This is a genomic window from Rhodopirellula halodulae, from assembly GCF_020966775.1.
GTDB lineage: Bacteria > Planctomycetota > Planctomycetia > Pirellulales > Pirellulaceae > Rhodopirellula > Rhodopirellula halodulae.
This window is the reverse complement of sequence record NZ_JAJKFV010000029.1, coordinates 2,127,965-2,149,579: the sequence shown is the minus strand read 5'-3', so window position 1 is coordinate 2,149,579 and position 21,615 is coordinate 2,127,965. Positions and strand designations below refer to the sequence as shown.

Genomic DNA, 21,615 nt, shown 5'->3' with positions numbered 1-21,615 from the left:
AGTCTATAGGAACTTCACCAACACTTTTTTTGGGCGAACACCGCCTTTGCTAGCAAAGCAAGCTCGGGGACATGGGTGACATAAACCGAATCGGCGACGCCGGTTAGCCACGTGTCGTCATTTAGACACCACAAATCACGATTCTGGCGGAGCGATCTCGCCCGTCCAAAATTGACAAATCAGATGTTGACCGCCCCAGCGATGCACGTAGGCTTAGCCACATCTCCGCGAGTTCGCTTCGCGTGGAGCCGGACGCGGTCAGCTTGCGGCCACGGGCTGACATCGTTGATGAATTGCCCTTTGTCTTGCGGAATTTGCGACTCGATCGCACTTTCGCGGACGGGGATGATTGCTCACGACGGCTTCACGGGCCGGGTACACGATGTGCCCGGCTGCGGACGCTCGCAGTTGCCTCCTCAGCAACCAGAACAGACTTTCGCAGGTCTTCAATCGGCTCGCTGGAGTCGCCCCCGCCCACAATCAGGTTGGTGAGCCTCTGGGGCCGAGATGGTGAGCCGCCTAACGCCTTCATCTAACGATTGCAGCGATTGTTTTGTGCAGCTTCGCGGCAGAGCATAAACCAGACCAAAATTCGTTTTGTTGCCCTTTGCGGATGCAAGATCAATCGTTAAAGTTTCCGGCGTGATCTTCGGCCTGGTGTTGCGTGACGCGTCTTTCTGGTTCTGTTTTCCGTCCATTCTTGAAGTAACTGATTTTCGCGAAGTCTTTTGTGAACATCGAGTTACGTTTCGCTTATTTTCATCGCGGTGCTCTTTCGCGAAGCCAATGTCCTCGAACGGATTCGTTTGTTGGCAATCGGTTTCTCGTTTCAGTCGTCGCTTTGGCGAATCAATTTTGGGCATGACCGCTGGTTGAGAATTCGAAACACTCGAATTTTCAGAGAGCTGGTCCGGCAGGGCTTTTCTCGCACGGACGCTTCATCGACGAAGTTCTCACGAACCAATTTCGTCATCTCAGCGGAACGGTTCCGACGAATCCAGCCTCAGTCAATGTGTGGGCGGATTCCGGTTCGTTTCGATGATTTTGTTCTTCCCCGCGAAGGAGCTCTCCCTCACGATGGCAACTACGACCCAGCGTCGCCTCGAACCCACCTCGATTCGCAAATTCGGAACCGGCTTGGGCCAGTTCGATTTGCCTGACCTGACCGCTTTGCAGACGGTATCCTACGCGGCCTTCTTGCAAGAAGACTCGGCCAGCAATGCTCGCAAAGATCAAGGTTTGGAGGGTGTCCTGAGGGAAATCTTCCCGATCGCCAGTTACGATGGGAACACCACGCTGGAGTACCTGCACTACGAGCTGGGCAAACCTCGTTACACGATCCAAGAATGCCGTCAGCTGCGTCTGACCTACGGTCGCCCGCTGCGGATCTGGTTGCGTTTGAATCGCGAAGAGCCGATCGAAGAAGAAGTCTACCTGGGTGATTTGCCGATCATGCTGGGTGGTGGTGAATTCATCATCAACGGTGCCGAGCGTGTTGTCGTGTCGCAGTTGCACCGGAGCCCCGGTGTCGACTTTGTTTTGGAACAAGACACCACGACCGACCGCAAGCTTCCTTCGTGCCGCGTGATCCCCGAACGTGGATCATGGATCGAAGTCAACGTGACCAAAAAAGATGCGTTGACGGTCCGCATCGACCAAAGCGGTAAATTCGCCGCCACGATGTTGCTGCGTGCGATGGATCCAAAGTACAGCACCGATGCGGATCTGCTGTCGGCGTTCTACGAAACCGGCACCATCAAGGTGAACGGCGGCAAAGACGCGACCAAGATCGAAAACAAGATCGCCGTCGATGATGTTGTGTACCCAAGCGGCCACGAACGCGCCGGCGAAATCATCGTCGAAGCCGGTCACAAAATCACCACGGAACTGTCCGAAACCATCGCCAATGCCGGCGTGACCTCGATCGAAGCCATGGACCTGCCCAAGGTTCCGTTGATCTTCAACACGCTGATTGACGACAATACCGCCAGCCACGAAGAAGCGTTGCTGCGGATCTATCAACGTCTGCGTCCCGGCAACCCGCCTCAACTGGAAAAAGCTCGCACGCTGTTCCAAGAGAAGTTTTACGATGACAACCGTTATCGCTTGGGCAAAGTCGGTCGCTTCCGTTTGAACCGCAAACTGGATTTGGGCGTCGACGAATCGGTCATGACCCTTCGTCCTGATGACATGATCGCCGCGATTCGCTACCTGATCGATTTGTTCGATGCGGACAGCGGAGCCGAGATCGATGACATTGACCACTTGGGCAATCGTCGTCTTCGCACCATCGACGAACTGGCCAGCGAAGAGCTTCGCAAAGGCTTCCTGAAGCTGCGTCGCACGGTCCAAGAACGGATGAGCGTGAAAGACGCTCAGGACATGACCCCGCGTTCGCTGATCAACCCCAAGAGCGTTTCCGCGGCGATCGATTTCTTCTTCGGTCGCGGCGAACTTTCACAGGTCGTTGACCAAACGAACCCACTGTCGCAATTGACTCACGAGCGTCGTCTGTCGGCACTCGGACCGGGTGGTCTGAACCGGAAACGCGCGGGCTTCGAAGTCCGCGACGTCCACATTTCGCACTACGGTCGTATCTGCCCGATTGAAACGCCTGAAGGTACGAACATTGGTCTGATCAGCTCGCTGGCAATCTATGCTGGCGTTGATGATTACGGTTTCCTCTGCACGCCTTACCGCAAAGTCGCCGACGGGAAAGTCAGCGACGAAGTCGTTTGGTTGCGTGCGGACGAAGAAGGCGAATCGTACGTCGCACCGGCCGACACCGAGGTCAAAGACGGCGCTTTGGTTCCTGGCCCGAACATGATCGCTCGTTTCCGAAGCGATTTCGAAATCGTCATGCCCGAGCAAGTGTCCTACATGGACGTCGCTCCAGCTCAGATGGTCGGTGTTTCGGCTGGTCTGATTCCGTTCCTTGAGCACGATGATGCAAACCGTGCCTTGATGGGTTCGAACATGCAGCGGCAAGCCGTGCCGTTGTTGGTTACCGAACCACCGATCGTGGGAACGGGCATGGAACGCGAAGTGGCCAAGAACAGTGCCATGGTCGTGCGTGCTCGCCGTGCCGGAAAAGTCACCTTTGCCGACGCGACTCGCATTGAAATCGGCAGCGATCACTACCCGCTGAAGAAGTACCAAGGCCTTAACGAGCGAACCTGCCAAAACCAGAAGCCTCTCGTCACGGTCGGCGACAAGGTCGAAAAAGGCCAGATCATTGCTGACGGTGCCGCGACTCAGAAAGGCGAATTGGCTCTGGGCCGAAACGTCTTGGTCGGCTTCATGTCGTTCGACGGATTCAACTACGAGGATGCGATCATCATCAGCGAAGAGCTGGTGCGAAATGACACGTACACCTCGATCCACATCGAAGACTTCGACGTCGAAATTCGCGAAACGAAATTGGGCCGCGAAGAATTCACTCGCGACATTCCAAACGTTTCCGAAAAAGCCCTCCGCAACTTGGACGACAGCGGGATCGTGCAAGTCGGTACGTATGTCAAACCTGGCGACATCCTGGTCGGCAAGGTTTCGCCAAAGAGCAAGACAGAACTGACGCCGGAAGAAAAGCTTCTGCACGCGATCTTCGGTCGTGCCGGTGAAGACGTCAAAAATGATTCACTCGAAGTCCCATCGGGCATCGAAGGCATCGTGATTGACACGCAAAAGTTCAGCCGTCGTATGAGCCTCGGCGAAGAAGAGCGAAAGGCGTTCGAACGAGAACTGAAGCAGCACGAGACTGAAGGCAACGAAGAAATCGCCAGCACTTTCGAGTCGCTGATTCGCGACATGGAAGAAGCCGCCGGAATGAAGCTGAAGGACTCCACCGGAACGCCTTTGGCCGACGGACAAGATCCGAAGTTCGTCGCCGAACGTGCGACCAGCTTCCGTATGGATCTCGTGCTGGAACAGATCGAAGATGAAGAGAAACGCAAAGCGACTGAAAAGGTTCACCAAACCCAGTGGCAAAACGTTGAACAAGCGATCGACGAGCGTGACCGCAAACTGAACAGCATGAAACGGGGCGATGAACTTCGCTCGGGCGTGTTGCAGATGGTCAAGGTTTACATCGCTACCAAACGAACGATCTCCGTCGGTGACAAGATGGCTGGTCGTCACGGGAACAAGGGTGTGATCGCGAAGATCTTGCCGATCGAAGACATGCCGTTCCTGCCCGATGGAACTCCGATTCAGATCATGCTCAACCCGCTGGGCGTTCCCAGCCGGATGAACGTGGGACAGATTTTGGAAACACACCTGGGATGGGCCGGAGCCAAACTGGGCTTCCAAGCCATCACGCCGATCTTTGACGGTGCCAGCGAATCCGAAATCAATGACTGCTTGGCCGAAGCTGGTTTGCCAGCCCACGGGAAGATCCGTTTGACCGATGGTCGCACGGGTGAACCGATGGAGCAGGAAACCACGGTTGGTTACATCTACATGCTGAAACTTCACCACTTGGTGGACGACAAGGTTCACGCTCGAAGCACCGGACCTTACTCGTTGATCACGCAGCAACCTCTCGGCGGGAAAGCTCGCTTCGGCGGCCAACGCTTCGGGGAAATGGAAGTGTGGGCACTGGAGGCGTACGGTGCCGCTTACATCCTGCAAGAGCTGCTGACGGTGAAGTCCGACGATGTTGAAGGGCGAACCAAGATCTACGAATCGATGGTCAAAGGCGAAAACACTCTGGAAGCCGGCACGCCAGCCAGCTTCGACGTGTTGACCAACGAAATTCGTGGTCTGGCCCTCAACATGCAACTCGAGAAACGGCCAATCTGACCTTCATCAGATCGGCCTGCGTCGGCTGCTTCCTCACGAGGCAGCCTTCGCGGCTTGGGTGGCATCGTCGCCGCCGCAGACAATTGACAGTCGGGCAACGCCTGACCCCAGCGACCAAGCGTCGCGTGAAACCTTCCCACTCAAACGCTTCACATCGCTTTCCAATTCACCTCTCACTTGGAAACGATGCTGAGCTACTAGCTCACAGCTAAAGGCTTCCACAATGTCCATTGGCGAAACCAGCAACTACGATCGCATCAACGACTACGCCTCCGTCCGCATCTCGTTGGCGCGTCCGCAAGACATCAAGAGTTGGTCCTTCGGTGAGGTCAAGAAACCCGAAACGATCAACTACCGAACCTACCGTCCCGAAAAAGACGGTCTGTTCTGCGAACGCATCTTTGGACCTGAAAAGGACTGGGAATGCGCCTGCGGTAAATACCGTGGGATGAAGTACAAGGGCATGATCTGCGATCGTTGCGGTGTGAAAGTCACTCACAGCCGCGTTCGTCGCAAACGCATGGGCCACATCGAACTGGCCGCTCCAGTCGTGCACATTTGGTTCTTCAAAGCCATGCCATCGCGATTGGGCAACCTGCTCGCGATGAAAACCAGCTCGCTGGAAAAGGTCATCTACTTCCAGGATTACGTGGTCACGGATCCCAAGGAAACCGACCTGGAAATGCTGCAACTTCTCACCGAAGAGGAGTACCGCGCGGCTCGTCAACAATACGGCAACGGCAGCTTCCAAGCCGACATGGGTGCGGAAGCCGTTCGCGATTTGCTGAACAAGTTGGACTTGGTCACGCTTTCCGAGCAACTTCGCGTTGACTTGGCGGAAACCGGCAGCAAGCAAAAGAAAAAGGACCTGATCAACCGACTCAAGATCGTTGAGTCGATTCGCGACAGCGACAACCGTCCCGAGTGGATGGTGTTGGACGTGATCCCCGTCATTCCTCCGGACTTGCGTCCTTTGGTGCTGTTGGACAGCGGCAACTTCGCAACCTCGGACTTGAACGACCTGTATCGCCGGATCATCAACCGCAACAATCGCTTGCGTAAGTTGGTCGACTTGAACGCCCCCGAGGTCATCATTCGCAACGAAAAGCGAATGCTGCAACAGTCGGTCGATGCGTTGTTCGACAACAACCGTTGCAAGCGTCCCGTGCTCGGATCGTCGAACCGTCCGCTGAAGTCCTTGACCGACATGATCAAGGGAAAACAGGGTCGTTTCCGCGAAAACTTGCTCGGAAAACGAGTCGACTATTCCGCACGTTCAGTGATCGTGGTCGGCCCTCGCCTGAAACTGCATCAATGCGGCTTGCCAAAGAAGATCGCGTTGGAACTGTACCAACCGTTCATCATTCGTCGCCTGAAAGAACTCGGCCACGCGGACACCATCAAATCCGCGAAGAAGATGCTCGAGCGAAAAGACGAAGAGGTTTGGGATATCCTCGAGCAAGTCATCACCAACCACCCGGTGTTGCTCAACCGTGCTCCAACGCTTCACCGCATGGGGATCCAAGCGTTCGAACCCACCTTGGTCGAAGGCAACGCGATCCACCTGCACCCGTTGGTCTGCAAAGGTTTCAATGCTGACTTCGACGGTGACCAGATGGCCGTCCACTTGCCGCTTTCGATCGAAGCTCAGGTGGAAGCCCACACGTTGATGTTGAGCACGAACAACGTGTTTGCACCTTCGAACGGAAAGCCCATCATGAGTCCTTCGCAGGACATCGTCATGGGTTGCTACTTCATGACCGTTGAAATGCCCGATCAAAAGGGCGAGGGCATGACGTTCAGCTCGTACGAAGAAGTTGACTACGCGTTGGCTCAAGGCATCGTGGGTCTGCATACCCGCATCAAACTTCGTTTGCCCAAGTTCCAACGTCTCAAAACAGACGACGACAGCGGCGAATACGGTGCCGTCATCGACACCACTCCGGGTCGCGTTCGCTTCAACGAAATGCTGCCGGTCGGGATGGACTTCTACAACCGTGCCATGCGTAGCGGTGACTTGGCGAAATCGATCAGCGACTGCTATCAGCGTCTCGGTCGAAAAGCCACGATTCACTTGCTCGACGACATGATGCAAGCCGGCTTCCGCGAATCGACCCGCAGCGGTCTGTCATTCGCAACCGATGACTTGGTGACTCCGGACACTAAGCAACAGTTCATCAAAGAAGCTGAAAAAGAGGTCATGAAGCACAAAAAGGCTTATGACCGCGGTCTGATGACGGGCAAGGAACGATACAACCAGGTTCTCGATGCTTGGACCCACGCTCGTGAGGCCATCACGGCGGACATGATGTCGGCAATGGAAAACGACGTTCGCGAAGGCGGTTGGTACATCAACCCCGTGTTCTTGATGTCGCACTCTGGTGCACGGGGCGGTATCGAGCAGATCCGCCAGCTCGCCGGGATGCGTGGTTTGATGGCGAAGCCAACCGGCGAAATCATCGAAACTCCGATTAAGGCAAACTTCCGCGAAGGCCTGTCGGTGCTCGAGTACTTCTCGTCCACGCACGGTGCTCGCAAAGGTTTGGCCGACACGGCGTTGAAGACGGCTGACTCCGGTTACCTGACTCGTAAACTGGCCGACGTTGCTCAAAACGTTGTGGTCACCATGCACGATTGCGGCACCACCCAAGGTATCACCAAGGGTGTCGTCTATCGTGGCGAGAAGGTCGAAGTCTCGCTGGCGGAATCGATCAATGGTCGTGTCAGCTTGAAGTCGATTGTGAACCCGGTCACCGACGAAGTGATCGTGGAAGCCAACCAGATGATCACGCCGGAAATCGCTCGTAAGATTGAAGCGATGGGTCTGGAGAAGATCCAAGTCCGCACACCGATGGCCTGCGACGCACCGTTGGGTGTTTGCCGTTGCTGCTACGGCATGGATATGGCGACCGGATCGATGGTCGAAGAAGGCATGGCCGTCGGTATCATCGCCGCTCAATCGATCGGTGAACCTGGTACGCAGTTGACGATGCGTACGTTCCACATCGGTGGTTCGGTGAGCAAGCAAGTCGAAGAGTCGGACATCAAGACCGGTCGTCCGGGTGAAGTTCGCTTGACTCGCATGAAGGCTGTGACCAACGCCGAAGGTCGCGACATCGTGCTGACGCGAAACGGCCAAATCATGTTGGTCGACGAACGTGGTCGCGAAATCGAGTCGTTCGACATTCCGACCGGTGCCATGTTGATGGTGAAAGAAGGCGACAAGGTCGAAGCCGGCCAAGTTCTCTGCGAATGGAACCCATACTCGATTCCGATTTTGTCGGAAGTCACCGGTAAGATTCGCTTCGAAGACGTGGTCGAAGGCGAAACGATGCGACTGGATCGCGAAGCCAGCGGCAACACTCGGATGACGATCATCGACCACAAGGGTGACTTGCACCCACAGTTGGTCATCGAAGATGAATCCGGCCGACCTTTGCACGCTCAGTACTTGCCCGAACGTGCAACGATCACGGTCAAGGAAGGCGAAGACGTCATCCCCGGTAAAGTGCTGGCTGAAATGCCGCGTGAAACGGGCGGTGTTTCGGACATCACCGGTGGTCTGCCTCGTGTGACCGAGATTTTCGAAGCTCGGAAGCCGAAGGATCCTGCTGTGATCGCGGAAGTGGACGGTGAGGTGGAAATCCTCAGCGAACGCAAACGCGGAAAACGAACGATCATCGTTCGCAGCGAATCAGGCATCGAACGCGAACACTTGGTCCCACACGGAAAGCACTTCTTGGTGCACACCGGCGACATCGTGAAAGCTGGCCAAGCATTGGTCGACGGTGCTTTGGTCCCTCACGACATCCTACGTGTCACCGGGGAAGAAGCCGTTCAGCAATACTTGTTGCACGAAATCCAACAGGTCTATCGCAGCCAGCGTGTGGAAATCAACGACAAGCACGGCGAAATCATCATCGCTCGCATGCTTCGTAAAGTGAAAATCGAAAACGCCGGTGACACCAACTTGTTGCCTGGTAGTGTCATGGACCGCTTCCACTTCCGCAAAGCTAACCAAGACTTGCAGAAGTGCATCAAGATCGCGAATCCTGGTGACACCGATTACACCGAAGGCACCATTGTGCCAAAGGAAGCGTTCGAGCAAACCAACGCCGAAGTCGAAGCGATGGGCGGAACACCAGCCAAGGGCAAACGTTGCAAGAGTGCGACGGCCAGCACGCAGTTGCTGGGGATTACCAAGGCTGCTGTCCAGTCGAACTCGTTTATCTCGGCCGCTTCGTTCCAGGAAACCACCAAGGTGCTCACCGAAGCCGCTTTGGCGGGCAAGGTCGACAAGCTGGTTGGTCTGAAAGAGAACGTGATCCTGGGTCACTTGATCCCAGCCGGTACCGGTTTCCGCATCTTCCAAGAATCGGAAGTCAACTACCGCCGCGAAGCTCTGGAGGAACTGTCGCAAGCTCCTGTTTCTGCATTGGAAGAGTCGTTCCCACTGCTGGGTGGCGATGGCGAGCCAGCCCCTTCCGCCAGCAGCAGCAACGAAGGCGAGTGATCACCTTCTGAGCTAGTAAAATTGAAGAACCGGGTGTTGGAAACGACGTCCGGTTTTTTCGTGCGCACTCGGAAAATTGGAGGATTTCATCACACAACAAACGGAGCACCCGACAAGTCTTGCTTAACGCCACTCTCACGTTTCGCTTGCACTAAACTGAAAGGCCCATCCTCCATCCCCCGCCTGCTCATGCTTCTTCACCAACTGTTGGCTCGGCCAAATATCCGCCAGCCTGCGATCACCGCCTTCGCGTTGCTCGCGTTTTGCTGCAGCCAACCTTCGTCCTCCGCTTCCGAATCCCTCCCCAACCTTCTGGTCATCGTCGCCGACGATCTTGGCTACGGCGAAACCGGCATGATGGGCAACGAGGAAATTCCAACCCCCGCAATCGATGCGTTGGCGAAGTCGGGAGTGCGTTGCACCAGTGGTTACGTGACCTCTTCCTTTTGCAGCCCATCAAGAGCGGGATTTCTGTCGGGCAGGTACCAATCAAGATTTGGTTACGACCTCAATCCCACCGGCCCGCGCAACAATCATCCCAACGCTGGACTGCCGAAGTCTCAACCAACATTCATCCAGCACCTAAAGACACTCCAATACCAAACATCGTTGGTGGGCAAATGGCATTTGGGAACTCGCCCCGAACAACGTCCCACCGCAAAAGGATTTGATCGCTTCTTTGGTTTTCTGCACGAAGGCCATTACTACGTCCCCGGGCCACCCTACCACAACGTTTGGACCATGTTGCGTGACAAGCAGTTGAATCCTGGCGAGCTGGTCAAATCCGGAATGACGATTCTTGGCAACTACGCAAGGATCAGCGAACCGGAATACGATCGGGACAATCCAGTCCTCGAACGTGACCAACCGCTACAGAAGTGGGAGTACCTAACAGACGAAATCACTCAGCGTGCAGTCGATGACATTCAAGCAATGGCGGATGCCCCATTCGCTTTGGTCGTTTCTTTCAACGCTGTGCATTCGCCCATGCAAAGTCGCGTCGAGGATCACGATGCCATGGCCCATATCAGTGACCCGCAACGAAGAATTTTCGCGGGAATGTTGATTGCTTTGGATCGAGGGATCGGCAGACTGATGAAAACACTCGACCAGCACGAACTGCGCCGGGAAACACTGGTCGTGTTCTTCAGCGACAACGGTGGACCGACGGAAGAATTGACCAGCAGCAACGCACCGCTGCGCGGCGGCAAAGGCAGCTTATTCGAAGGTGGTATTCGCGTCCCGATGGTCTGGAGCATGCCCGGATCAATCCCCGAAAACGCGGTGGAAGATCGACCAGTTTCGTCCCTGGACATCGCTGCAACTTTTTTGCGTCTTGCCGCGTCGGCTACGCAAGAGTCATTCGTGAGCACTCCTGACCAACTCGACGGTGTGGACGTCATGCCTTGGCTGGGGCGTGCCGTCGCGGCACCCGAACGCGGTCTGTGGTGGCGAATGCCGCGAGGTGCCAGAGCTTTTCGAAGCGGCGATTGGAAGTTGGTTCAACCGCGCGGCAACCAAGCAGCCCAGCTTTATCACCTGGGCAATGACCTGAGCGAATCCACGGATTTGGCGACCTCCCACCCCGAGAAGCTGGCCGCAATCCTGCAGCAGTGGCAGGACGTTCAGGATCAGATGCCCCCTGCGAAATCGTTCGCCCCATAGCGATTTCATGTGGTATTTGCTCTGACAGCCAGCGAGTTCCGCTGGCTTTTCGTTGGGCGCATGTGAATTCTACAGCCGGTAAGCCGGGTTTTGTTTGGAATCCTACGGGCTTAGGGAATAACTAGGCGGAGCAACATCATGGGTGCAGAAAATCAAACAATGAAAGCGAACGACGGTAGCGACCGAGAGCAACACTACAACGATTTTGTAGCTTTGCTTTCGCGTCACGACCAAGCGATCCGTCGCTTCGTTCGATCACTGCTTCCCAACCGCGACGCGGCTGACGACGTGGTTCAAGAAACGGCGTTGGAGTGTTGGAGAAAGTTCGACTCGTTCACCGGCACGCAGACGGAAGACGAGAACGAATTCGTGCGTTGGGCTTGCGTGATCGCTCGCTACAAAGCACTCAGTTGGCTTCGCGACCAAGGCCGCGACAAGTTGGTGTTCCGCGAATCAGTGATCGAAGCTTTGGCAACATCTGCATTGTCCCAATTGGATCAACGGGAAGCTGAACGCCGGGCGGTCGACGGTTGCCTCGCGAAGTTGAGCGACGCACAACGCAAATTGGTTCTCAGTGTGCATTCACCCGGACAATCCGTCGCTTCCATTGCAAAAGAAACCGGGCAGCAAGCCAGACGACTTTATTATCAACTGGATACACTCCGCACAAGTTTGCAACGCTGCATCGAGAAGCAACTTCAAAAGGAGCTTCGCCATGGATAATCAACTTCGAAAGTGGATTTATCAGACCATCGACCAAACGATTGAGCAGGGTGACTTCGACGCTTTGCAGGATCGGCTGGAAACCGACGAAGAAGCTCGCGCGGAATACCTGAAGGCGGTCAACCTTTCGGAATCGTTGCATGAAATCGCGTCAACGCCGGAACCGGTTGGGACCACCGTCACCCCTGCTGCTTCGTTCATGCGATGGCCAGGAATTTTCGCGGCGAGATCGCTGATGATCGCTGCGAGCACGCTGATCTTGGTGAGCGGAATCGCTTATTGGATCGGGCACCAACAATCCAATCTGACACCCATCGTTGCCGACTCGACAGCTTCCGGATCAGAAGATGAATCGTTGATCGCGGGACATGCAACACTTCGTCGTGCGTTTGATGTGCGTTGGGGTCAGGGCCACCAACGTGCCAAAGTGGGTGACGTCCTCGGTCACGGCCCGCTTCGCTTGGAGAGTGGACTCGCGGAAATTGATTTTTTCTGCGGTGCGACGCTGATCGTGGAGGGTCCCGCAGAACTTGACATCGAATCCGACTGGTCGGTGCGAGTTGATCAAGGGCGTCTGCGTGCCACCGTGCCGCCAGCCGCGCGCGGTTTTCGCATCAAGACGGCTGACTCCGAAGTCATTGATCTTGGAACCGAGTTCACCATGGATGTTTCGGAGGAACAAGCTCGGGTGGAGGTGGTCGACGGCGAAATCATGTTGCGAGGCGGCGACCACGACGGGCTGCATCTGCTGACCGGTGAACGTCGGACGTTGATGGGCGCCCCTTCGTCAGAATCCATCGAAGGTCTGGCCACCAGTTCGGACTTGCTGAAGCGAGATGAAGCGGCCACTTTCGAACGTTTCCGATCTTGGCGAGAAACCAATCAAGCCAAGCAGAACGACGAACGTTTGATAGCCCACTATTCACTTTCGACGCATTTGAACGGCCGCACTCTCAGTGACGCCACGTCCAATCCGTCGCAGGATGGCTTGCTGCTGGGGCCAGCTCAAGTTGTGGAAGGTCGCTTTGGCGAGCATTCGCAAGGAGTCAATTTTGATCGGCCCGGTGCTCGCATTCGCACTCGAATCGACGGTCAGTTCGAAGCCTTCACCTTCGCGTGCTGGGTGAAGATCGATGATCTGCAACAGCGTTACAACGCATTGTTCATGGGCGACGGTTATGAGAATGGCGAACCGCACTGGCAAATTCGCGATGACGGTCGACTGATGTTCTCCGTCATGGTGGATGATTCCCGCGAGATCGAGTTCTACAACAAACGAGACCAACGGGTCGTCAAAGACGCAGGCTTGCATCGCGTCTACATGACGGAGCCTTTTTGGGACATCTCAAAGAGCGGGCAGTGGTTCCACCTCGTCTCAGTCTACGATCCGTCCGCGAAACAAGTCCGACAATACATCAACGGCCAACTGGTCAGTGAAGTTGAGATCGAACAAGAACTGCTGGTCAAGGACCTTCGGATTGGTCCCGCTGAAATCGGAAATTGGGGGCAACCGTTTCGTGAGACACCGTGGTTCGCCGTTCGAAACCTGGACGGGACCCTTGATGAGTTGTCGATTTACAACGCGGCGTTGACTGGAAACGAAATCGAAACGCTTTACGAATCCGGGAAACCCGTCGGTTACTGAGATGTTGCCTTCATGACAGCAAGCCCGACGCGCGTTCAGCAGCTAGCGCAAGACTCTTTCAACACAGGACTCGCTTCTGTGCCGATCCCCTCCCCACCTATCCCCACCATGCTTCGATCACTCCTCCTAATCTGCTTTGCAGTGATTCCCGCCTGCAATTCTTTTGCGGCGGAACGCCCCAACATTCTCTTCATCGCGGTCGACGATCTGCGTCCGGAATTGGGGTGTTATGGATCCCCAATCGCCAAGACACCTCACTTGGACTCCTTGGCATCGGATGGGTTGCTTTTCAATCGTGCCTATTGCCAACAAGCGATTTGTCGGCCCTCGCGAGCGAGTTTGATGACCGGGGCTCGCCCGGACAGCACCGGGCTGTATCACAACTACGTTTCGCTTCGCGAGTTGCAGCCAAACATCCTCACGCTGCCTGAACACTTCATCGCCAACGGGTACGACGCGGCATACTGCGGAAAAATCTTTCACCAAGGCGACACGGATGAAGGAAGATCATGGAACCGCAATCCACCGAAATCGGTGCCGGGTGTGCAGCGTCCTCGCGGCCCGTATGCGTTGCCCGAGAACAACAAAATGAAAGCGAACAACATGAAAATCATGTTGGCCAAATATGGGGAAGCAGCACGCCGCGGCCTTGCCGCTGGTCCCGCTTATGAGAAGGCCGACGTGCCCGACACCGCTTACGTGGACGGATACAACACTCGGCTTGCGATCGAAACACTGAAGGAAATGACGCAAGAAGAGTCCAAGCCATTCTTCCTCGCCATGGGTTACAAGCTGCCTCACCTGAACTGGTGTGCCCCGAGCAAGTATTGGGACATGTACCAAGCCGAGGAAATACCGATGGCGTCTGAAACGGACGCTCCCGAAAATGGTGCCACGATGGGGCTGCATGCATCCTTCGAACTGCGAACTCGAGCGGGCATTCCCAAGACGGGTCCGATTTCACCCGAGTTGGCTCGCACATTGAAACATGCTTACTTGGCTTCGGTCAGTTACGTCGACGCACAAATCGGCTTGCTGGTTTCCGCCCTGGAGGAAGCCGGTATTCGGGACAACACGGTCATCGTGGTTTGGGGCGATCACGGGTGGCACCTCGGCGACATGGGCGTCTGGGGCAAAGCGACCAACTATGAAATCGCGACTCGCGTGCCACTGATGATCTGGGCTCCCAAGATGAAAGCTCGCGGTGTCACCACCGATGCTTTGGTCGAGTTAGTTGACATCTACCCAACACTTTGCGAACTGGCTGACTTGCCGATTCCCGAACACGCCGAAGGCAAGAGCTTTGTCCCCTTGATGATTGACCCAAATCAAAGCTGGAAAGAAGCAGCCTTCAGCCAATATCCCAACCCGGCACTTCGAGAATGGGCGGCCAATCCGCTGTCTCGTGGAATGCGAGAAACCTGGTTCGGACCGTTGATCCAGGAAGTCGAAAGTCGCATCATCCAGCAGCAGGGTGACCGCTGGGACCGCGAACTGTTTGAAGAACACCTGATGGGTTACACGATGCGAACCGACCGGTATCGCTTGGTAGTCTGGATTGATCACCGGAAGCCCAATGCAGAACCCATTGATATCGAATTGTTCGATCATGAAGTGGATCCCAGCGAGACCGTCAACATCGCTGCGGATCGTCCTGAACTCGTTGCCAAACTCCTGAAGCAATGGCGTGCCGGATGGGAGGCAGTTCAATGAATTACCTATCGATGAACTTAGAGATGAAAGCATCGGCTTTCGTTGCTATCCAACTTATCGCGCTCGTGCTGGTTTCGGGCGGTGCGCTGAGTGCTGAAGTCGACTTTGAAAACGACATCTTCCCGATCTTTGAAGATCGTTGCGTCTATTGTCATGGGGAAGAGGAACAAGAGTCAGGATTGCGACTGGACCAACGCGCTCACATGCTCCGCGGTGGTGATTCCGGACTGGCTGCGATCACTCCGGGGCATCCCGAGAAAAGTTATCTGATGGAGGTCATCCAACACGACGACGACAGTGTGCGGATGCCGCCCGATGACGACGCTCTGCCCGAAGAGGAAATTGCGTTGCTCAAGAAATGGATTGAGCAAGGTGCCGTCTGGCCGGGACAAATGGACACGACGGTGGAACTGGACGATGACCATTGGGCGTTTCAACCTGTCCAGCGTCCGGCTGTACCGAGCGACGTGTCGCCCCAACACGCAGCTCAAGTCCAACCAGTGGATGCGTTCTTGCTTTCTAAGTTGCAGCAAGTTGGCCTGCACTATTCCGAGCCAGCCGCACCTCGTGATTTATTGCGACGTGTCTCGATCACACTTACCGGCCTACCGCCTACCCCAGACGAAATGCGGCAGTTTTTGTCGGACTACGAGCAGAATGCCGCGTCGGCATACGAAGTGGCGGTGGACCGACTGCTAGGCTCACCGCACTTCGGTGAACGTTGGGCGCAACACTGGCTCGATGTCATTCGTTGGGCGGAGACCAATGGTTCCGAAGCCAACCTGTATCGAAAGAATGCCTGGGTCTACCGCGACTACGTTGTGCGTTCGTTCAATGAAGACAAACCGTACGATCAATTTGTTCAAGAACAGATCGCCGGCGATTCGATGGGTGCTGGCGAAGCCACTGGCTTTTTGGTCGCCGGCCCCCATGTTCCCGCGGCGACCGTTGGTCGAGAACCGACGGCGATTCGTCAAGCTCGCGCCGACCGCATGGACGAGATCATGCAGACCGTTGGCGCGTCCGTGATGGGTGTCACGATGGGGTGTGCCCGATGTCACAACCACAAGTTCGATCCGATCACCATCCAAGACTACTATGCGATGACGGCGGTGTTCCAAGACGTCGAGTTTGGGAGTCGAAAACCCGAATATGCGGCCGACCACCCGCTTCGCCAACGTGGGCAGGAACTGTGGAAACAAATTCACGCGCAGCGTCAACTGCTTCGTCCAGACGGCGGCTGGGAAGAGAACTGGGGAGCCTTCCGGGAACTCCATTTCAAACCAATCACCACGAGGGCCATTCGCATTCGATTCAAAATGCCAAACGTTGGGCTCGACGAACTAGAAGTTCTCGGCATCAATGGTTTGGACGTGAACCTGGCAGCCGCGACCAACGGCACGCGGGTCTCCGGCTATCCCGAAGAAGGTATCGAAAACCGAAATCCCATCGAGCGTCTGAACGACGGCGAATACGGGACCATGACTTGGCGGGCCAAGGTCGACGACAAACAAGAAGAACGCCCCTGGGTCCGATACGACTTCGACAGCCCTCAAACCATCAATCGACTGCGTTTGAGCAGCAACCGAGAGTACTTCTACGACACGGATTACCTCACCAAGAAGCCTTACCTTCCGAAATACCAATTCGATGTCGACGTGCTGACCGAGGACGGTGAGTGGCAGCCCTGGACCGGCACGTGGGCAGTGAACACCAAGCTGCTGAAGGAACATCCGGAACGAAAGCAGGTCCTGACGAAGATCCAGCACAACATTGATCAACTTGCAGAAGAAGGCCCTCGGCCAAGCTTCGTTGGTCGGTTCATCGATCCCGTCGTCACGCGAGTGCTTCTGCGAGGAAGCCCTGAAAGCCCACGTGATGAGGTCATGCCATCAGCTCCGGTTGTATTCGACGGAGCCCTCGATCTCGATTCATCCGCACCGGGACCTAAACGCCGGAGAGAATTCGCGGAGTGGTTGACGTCTTCTCAAAACCCGCTGACGGCCCGCGTGATGGTCAACCGCGTTTGGCATCACGTCTTTGGCAGTGGACTCGTCCCGACCACCTCTGATTTCGGACGTGCGGGTGCACCGCCGACCCATCCGGAGTTACTCGACTGGTTGGCGGCTGGATTCATGTCGCCGCAGAACCAACAAACGTCAAACTGGTCCACCAAATCTCTGATCCGCATGCTCGTGATGTCGCAAGCGTTTCAACAAACCAGCACGCCAAACGCGGAGGGTCTCGCGAAGGATGCTGGTTCGACATTGCTATGGCGTTTCCCGCCGCGTCGCATGGAAGCCGAAGTGATTCGCGACTCGATCCTGTTGGCTTCCGGCAAGCTGAATTTGAAGCTGGGCGGTCGTAGTTATCGGATTCACAACGAGAAAAAGACCTACGCACAGTGGGAAGTTGTCGACAATCACGGCAACGATACATGGCGAAGAATGCTTTATCAGGAACGTATGCGTCGGGTCGACGATCAAATGTTCACCGCATTCGACTTTCCCGACTGCGGACAAGTCCGAGCGAAACGTCCCGTCTCAACGACGCCGCTTCAAGCACTCAACTTGATGAATAGCGACTTCGTCATTGAGCAATCTGAATTGATTGCGCAGCGAGCACAAGACGACGCTCACGGCGATATGGCGAATGCGATTGATCGATGTTTTGACTTGTTACTTGGTCGACCGCCCATAGATGACGAACGCCAGCAGTGCCTCGCAGTTGCGGGGCAAAGAGGACTTCCCATTGTCTGTCGAGCGTTGATCAACAGCAACGAAATGGCATTTCTTCCGTAGACGTGCGGAATTCAAATATCACTTCCGCTTTGCCGACAAATTAGCACGGTGCTCGTGAGGCCCGAATACTCGGACTCTTGCTCACCACACCAACCTGCAGACTCCCATACGCATCCTTTCGAGGCCTTCCACCATGTCTCAAGCAGAAAACCTTTCGCCCCAAGGATGCCGACTCCTGGACCGCCGATACTTTTTGGGGACTGCGGGCCTGTCGACTGCCGGCTTGGCTTTGGCGAGCTTGCTGGATGCGGACGGATTACTAGCGTCCAACGTCGGAACCGCTGGAAGCAAGACTCCGATTCGCCCAGAGATCGATCCCAACAATCCGTACCTGCCACGCCCCCAACACTTCGATGCGCCGGCGAAACAGGTGTTGGTGATTTTTTGTCCGGGCGCGGTGAGTCATGTTGACACATTCGACTACAAGCCAGCGTTGACCAAACTGCACGGCCAAAAACCACCGGGCATCCCCGCCGTCACCTTCGAAGGCCCCACTGGTAATATTGCCAAACCCTTTTGGGATTTCAAACCGCGGGGCGAATCCGGCAAGATGGTTTCGGACTTACTGCCGCACCTGGGCGAGCAAGTCGACGACTTCTGCTTTCTGCATTCGCTCAGCACGGACACCAGTGCCCACCCTCAGGGCGAGAACTTCATGAACACCGGGTTCACGATGGAAGGCTTTCCATCGTTCGGATCCTGGGTGACTTACGCTCTAGGCACGGAGAATCAGGAACTGCCCGCCTTCGTTGCGATCAACGATCCACGTGGACTAGCACGAAGCGGCAAAAATAACTTCGGCAACGGTTTCCTACCCGCCGCTTTTCAGGGGACGGACTTCAATGCCAAGAATCCTCCCAACAACCTTCACCGTCCTCGCGATCTTTCCGCCTTGGAAGATCGTGCCACCGTGGACTTGCTGCAGCGTTTAAATGCCGGTCACTTGGAACGTTACCCCGGCGATGCCAACCTCGCCGGCCGAATTGCCAGTTATGAACTTGCGGGAAAGATGCAAACCTCCGTTCCCGATGTGATGGATCTTTCCGGCGAGACTGCGGCCACCCTGAAGGCATACGGTGTGGAGGGCGGCAGTGAACTGCGTGGCGAATACGCAAAGAATTGCATCCTGGCGAGACGTTTGATTGAAAAAGGCGTGCGTGTGGTGCAACTCTTCAACGGCAGCGATCCCGCTGGCGGAAACGGTATCACCAATTGGGACTCCCATTCCAACATCGCGGAAACTCATGCGATGCAGGCCGAAATCATGGACCAACCCACCGCGGCGTTGATTGCGGATTTGAAACAAAGAGGTTTGCTTGAGAACACATTGGTGGTTTGGGCGACCGAATTCGGACGCATGCCGTTCCTGCAATCCAACGGGTCAGGCCGCGATCACAACCCGGACGCGTTCACTTGCTTCCTGACGGGCGCCGGTGTCAAACGTGGTTTCAGCTACGGCGAAAGCGATGACTTCGGATTCAAGGCGGCAGTCAATCCCACCACGGTGTATGACTTCAATGCGAGCCTGCTTCACCTGATGGGCTTGGATCACGAACGCCTGACCTACTACCACAACGGTTTGGAACGTCGCCTGACCAACGTTCACGGTCATGTGGTGAAGGACATCCTGGCATAGCGTTCCGATTGTCATCCACCCATTTGCCGCGATCTCGCTCAATCAACGACGTAGATTTGAGAAGTGGCTGACAACGGAAAGGTCCCACCGGTCTCATAACGAGCTTCCAGAAAGCCGCCGGTGCTCCCGTCTTTTGTATCCGTCAAATCAATCGTCCAATCCCCAGCCACGTTTCGTGTCACCGGTGTTGCAACCCAAGTGGCGGAACGCAGATCACGAGTGGATGACTCCGCTCGCCAAAAAGCGACTTCGGATGGAACTTCGTCGCACGTGGCACGAAGTCGCAAGCCATTGGCGATCGGTTCCGCTTTCACTTCCCATTGCGGCATGTCTCGGTTGTCACGCACAAAGCGATGTAGCGTCGAGACACCACCAACGATTCGCGGAATGTCACTCAATCCGTGATTGTTGTTCGGAATGTTTAGCAGCAGTTTGGGACCGGGAAGCTGATCGAAATAGTGCTGAGTGGCATCGGCTGGCCAATACGGATCGTTCGCCCCCAGCAAGATCAACTTGGGCATCGTCAAAGCTTGGCGGTGCTCGTAGGGATCCACCAACTCCAGCAGAGCTTTGCCATCTGGACCGGCCATCGCTTGTTGCAATCCTCTCCGCGTGTAGTCCTCAATCTGTGGTGAATAGGCTCCCCAAGAGTTCACTTGATGAACCATCTGTTGACGAAGATTCAGCATGTCGATCACCATCGGAGCGATGGCTTTGACACGAGGATCCGTTGCCCCGAGCAGATAAGTCGTCCAGCCCCGTTTGCTCGCGCCGGTCACCGTGAATCCATCTAAATTTAAATTCCATTCGGACTCGCTGACATCAACCACCGCATCCAACGCGGTGGACGCGGCTCTCGCCATCACGGGGAGCAACGGCCAATTGGGATCCGAAGTTTCGATGAACTTTTGGAACGTATGCGCAATCAAAGCATCCTCCTTCAACCCATCCAACATCGGTTGAAACGGAACCTGCTTCAGAATGGCGACTGGTGTTTTCACTTCCTGGGCGACGCTGGCCAGCAACATCGCTTCGCGTGGAATGCTTGGCTCATTCGGACCGTCTTCTCCCCATTCAGTTTTCCAAGAACCACCCGCGATGAGCATCAGTGCCTTGGACTCGTCCGAGGGAGTGTCCTCGGGACGGAGGATGTACAGCGTGTGCTTCCACGCGACGTCTTGCCAAACCTGAGAAACCAAATGGACCACGACGTAATCGCAACCCGCGAATTTGCCCCGTGACGTGACGTTCCAGTGCAAATGCTCATCACGCTTCAAAACCATCTCAGCTAATCGCGCCGTTGCATCAACGAAGCCTGGCTGAGCACGCGCACCAGAACCTTCCTCCGCGTGAGAGGAAGTGTTTCCCCAAAGAAACGCTCCTACCGCGAGCACGCCTGCCGTCAGTTTTTCAAATGTCATGCAATGATGTCCTCTTGGAAGGCAGGCTATACCGATACAACTCGGCAAATGAACGAACGATGGCGTTTGCAACTGCCCGGGGCTCGCTCCTATCCGGCGATTGCTCCCACCTGGGTAGCGAATCGCATTCCAATCTACCATCGCATAAAATCGCTCGCTCGATCTGCGACTCGCATGGTTGTTGCCGTCCAACAATCTGACGAGTGAGTCAAAGAAGCAACCATATATTTCACTTCAGTTCTCACGGAGAATTCACATTGAAGACGCTGACGAAAGAACTCTGGATGGACGTTCCCGAGCGTCGCGGGATCGTATCCATCCATCGAGACGTTGAACAACTCGTCCTAGAGAGCGGCGTGCAAGACGGTTTGGTGTTGGTGAACGCCATGCACATCACCGCCAGCGTTTTCATCAACGACAACGAGTCCGGGCTTCACGCCGACTACGAACGTTGGTTGGAGGACCTCGTCCCGTTCAACGCGGGAACCGATCCCTCGGCGGGCGGCTACCTCCACAATCGAACCGGGGAAGACAACGCCGACGCGCACCACAAACGACAGATCATGGGACGCGAGGTCGTGGTCGCCATCACCGACGGCGAACTGCATCTCGGCCCCTGGGAACACATCTTCTACTACGAATTCGACGGCCGCCGCCGCAAACGAATCCTCATCAAAATCATCGGCGAGTGAAGTCCC

General features: G+C 55.6%; 10 protein-coding genes. 9 read left to right on the top strand and 1 reads right to left on the bottom strand.

From position 1 onward, the window contains the following. Positions 1 to 1,077 precede the first annotated feature (1,077 nt). The 8 genes from rpoB to LOC70_RS20640 all read left to right on the top strand — a co-directional run bounded on the left by rpoB (position 1,078) and on the right by LOC70_RS20640 (position 19,496). Complete coding sequence (gene rpoB / locus LOC70_RS20675) at positions 1,078 to 4,800, top strand: DNA-directed RNA polymerase subunit beta (protein WP_230255867.1); 3,723 nt, start codon at positions 1,078 to 1,080, stop codon at positions 4,798 to 4,800. A 223-nt stretch (positions 4,801 to 5,023) separates the two neighbouring features. Further along, complete coding sequence (gene rpoC, locus LOC70_RS20670) at positions 5,024 to 9,313, top strand: DNA-directed RNA polymerase subunit beta' (protein WP_230255866.1); 4,290 nt, start codon at positions 5,024 to 5,026, stop codon at positions 9,311 to 9,313. 189 nt (positions 9,314 to 9,502) lie between these two features. Beyond that, positions 9,503 to 10,978 carry a sulfatase-like hydrolase/transferase gene (locus tag LOC70_RS20665; protein ID WP_230255865.1) on the top strand — a complete coding sequence of 492 codons (1,476 nt, stop codon included), beginning with the start codon at positions 9,503 to 9,505 and terminating at the stop codon, positions 10,976 to 10,978. Positions 10,979 to 11,137: 159 nt separating this feature from the next. Next, positions 11,138 to 11,701 carry a sigma-70 family RNA polymerase sigma factor gene (locus tag LOC70_RS20660; protein ID WP_230255864.1) on the top strand — a complete coding sequence of 188 codons (564 nt, stop codon included), beginning with the start codon at positions 11,138 to 11,140 and terminating at the stop codon, positions 11,699 to 11,701. Beyond that, complete coding sequence (locus tag LOC70_RS20655) at positions 11,694 to 13,346, top strand: LamG-like jellyroll fold domain-containing protein (RefSeq protein WP_230255863.1); 1,653 nt, start codon at positions 11,694 to 11,696, stop codon at positions 13,344 to 13,346. Before LOC70_RS20660 ends, LOC70_RS20655 begins: the two co-directional genes overlap by 8 nt. Before the next feature lie 108 nt (positions 13,347 to 13,454). Next, the gene (locus LOC70_RS20650) at positions 13,455 to 15,059 is read left to right on the top strand and encodes a sulfatase (protein WP_230255862.1); all 1,605 of its coding nucleotides are present in this window, start codon (positions 13,455 to 13,457) and stop codon (positions 15,057 to 15,059) included. Next, positions 15,056 to 17,860: a PSD1 and planctomycete cytochrome C domain-containing protein gene (locus LOC70_RS20645; protein ID WP_230255861.1), complete on the top strand. Its 2,805-nt coding sequence runs from the start codon at positions 15,056 to 15,058 to the stop codon at positions 17,858 to 17,860. The genes LOC70_RS20650 and LOC70_RS20645 overlap by 4 nt, the downstream gene beginning before the upstream one ends. Positions 17,861 to 17,993: 133 nt before the next feature. Further along, on the top strand, positions 17,994 to 19,496 hold the full coding sequence (locus LOC70_RS20640; protein ID WP_230255860.1) for a DUF1501 domain-containing protein: 1,503 nt from the start codon (positions 17,994 to 17,996) through the stop codon (positions 19,494 to 19,496). 38 nt (positions 19,497 to 19,534) lie between these two features. Here LOC70_RS20640 and LOC70_RS20635 read toward each other — a convergent pair whose 3' ends face one another. Then, complete coding sequence (locus LOC70_RS20635) at positions 19,535 to 20,917, bottom strand: PhoPQ-activated pathogenicity-related family protein (protein ID WP_230255859.1); 1,383 nt, start codon at positions 20,915 to 20,917, stop codon at positions 19,535 to 19,537. A gap of 284 nt (positions 20,918 to 21,201) precedes the next feature. Here LOC70_RS20635 and LOC70_RS20630 point away from each other — a divergent pair, with 284 nt between their 5' ends. Next, the gene (locus tag LOC70_RS20630) at positions 21,202 to 21,609 is read left to right on the top strand and encodes a secondary thiamine-phosphate synthase enzyme YjbQ (protein WP_230255858.1); all 408 of its coding nucleotides are present in this window, start codon (positions 21,202 to 21,204) and stop codon (positions 21,607 to 21,609) included. The last annotated feature ends 6 nt before the right edge of the window (positions 21,610 to 21,615 follow it).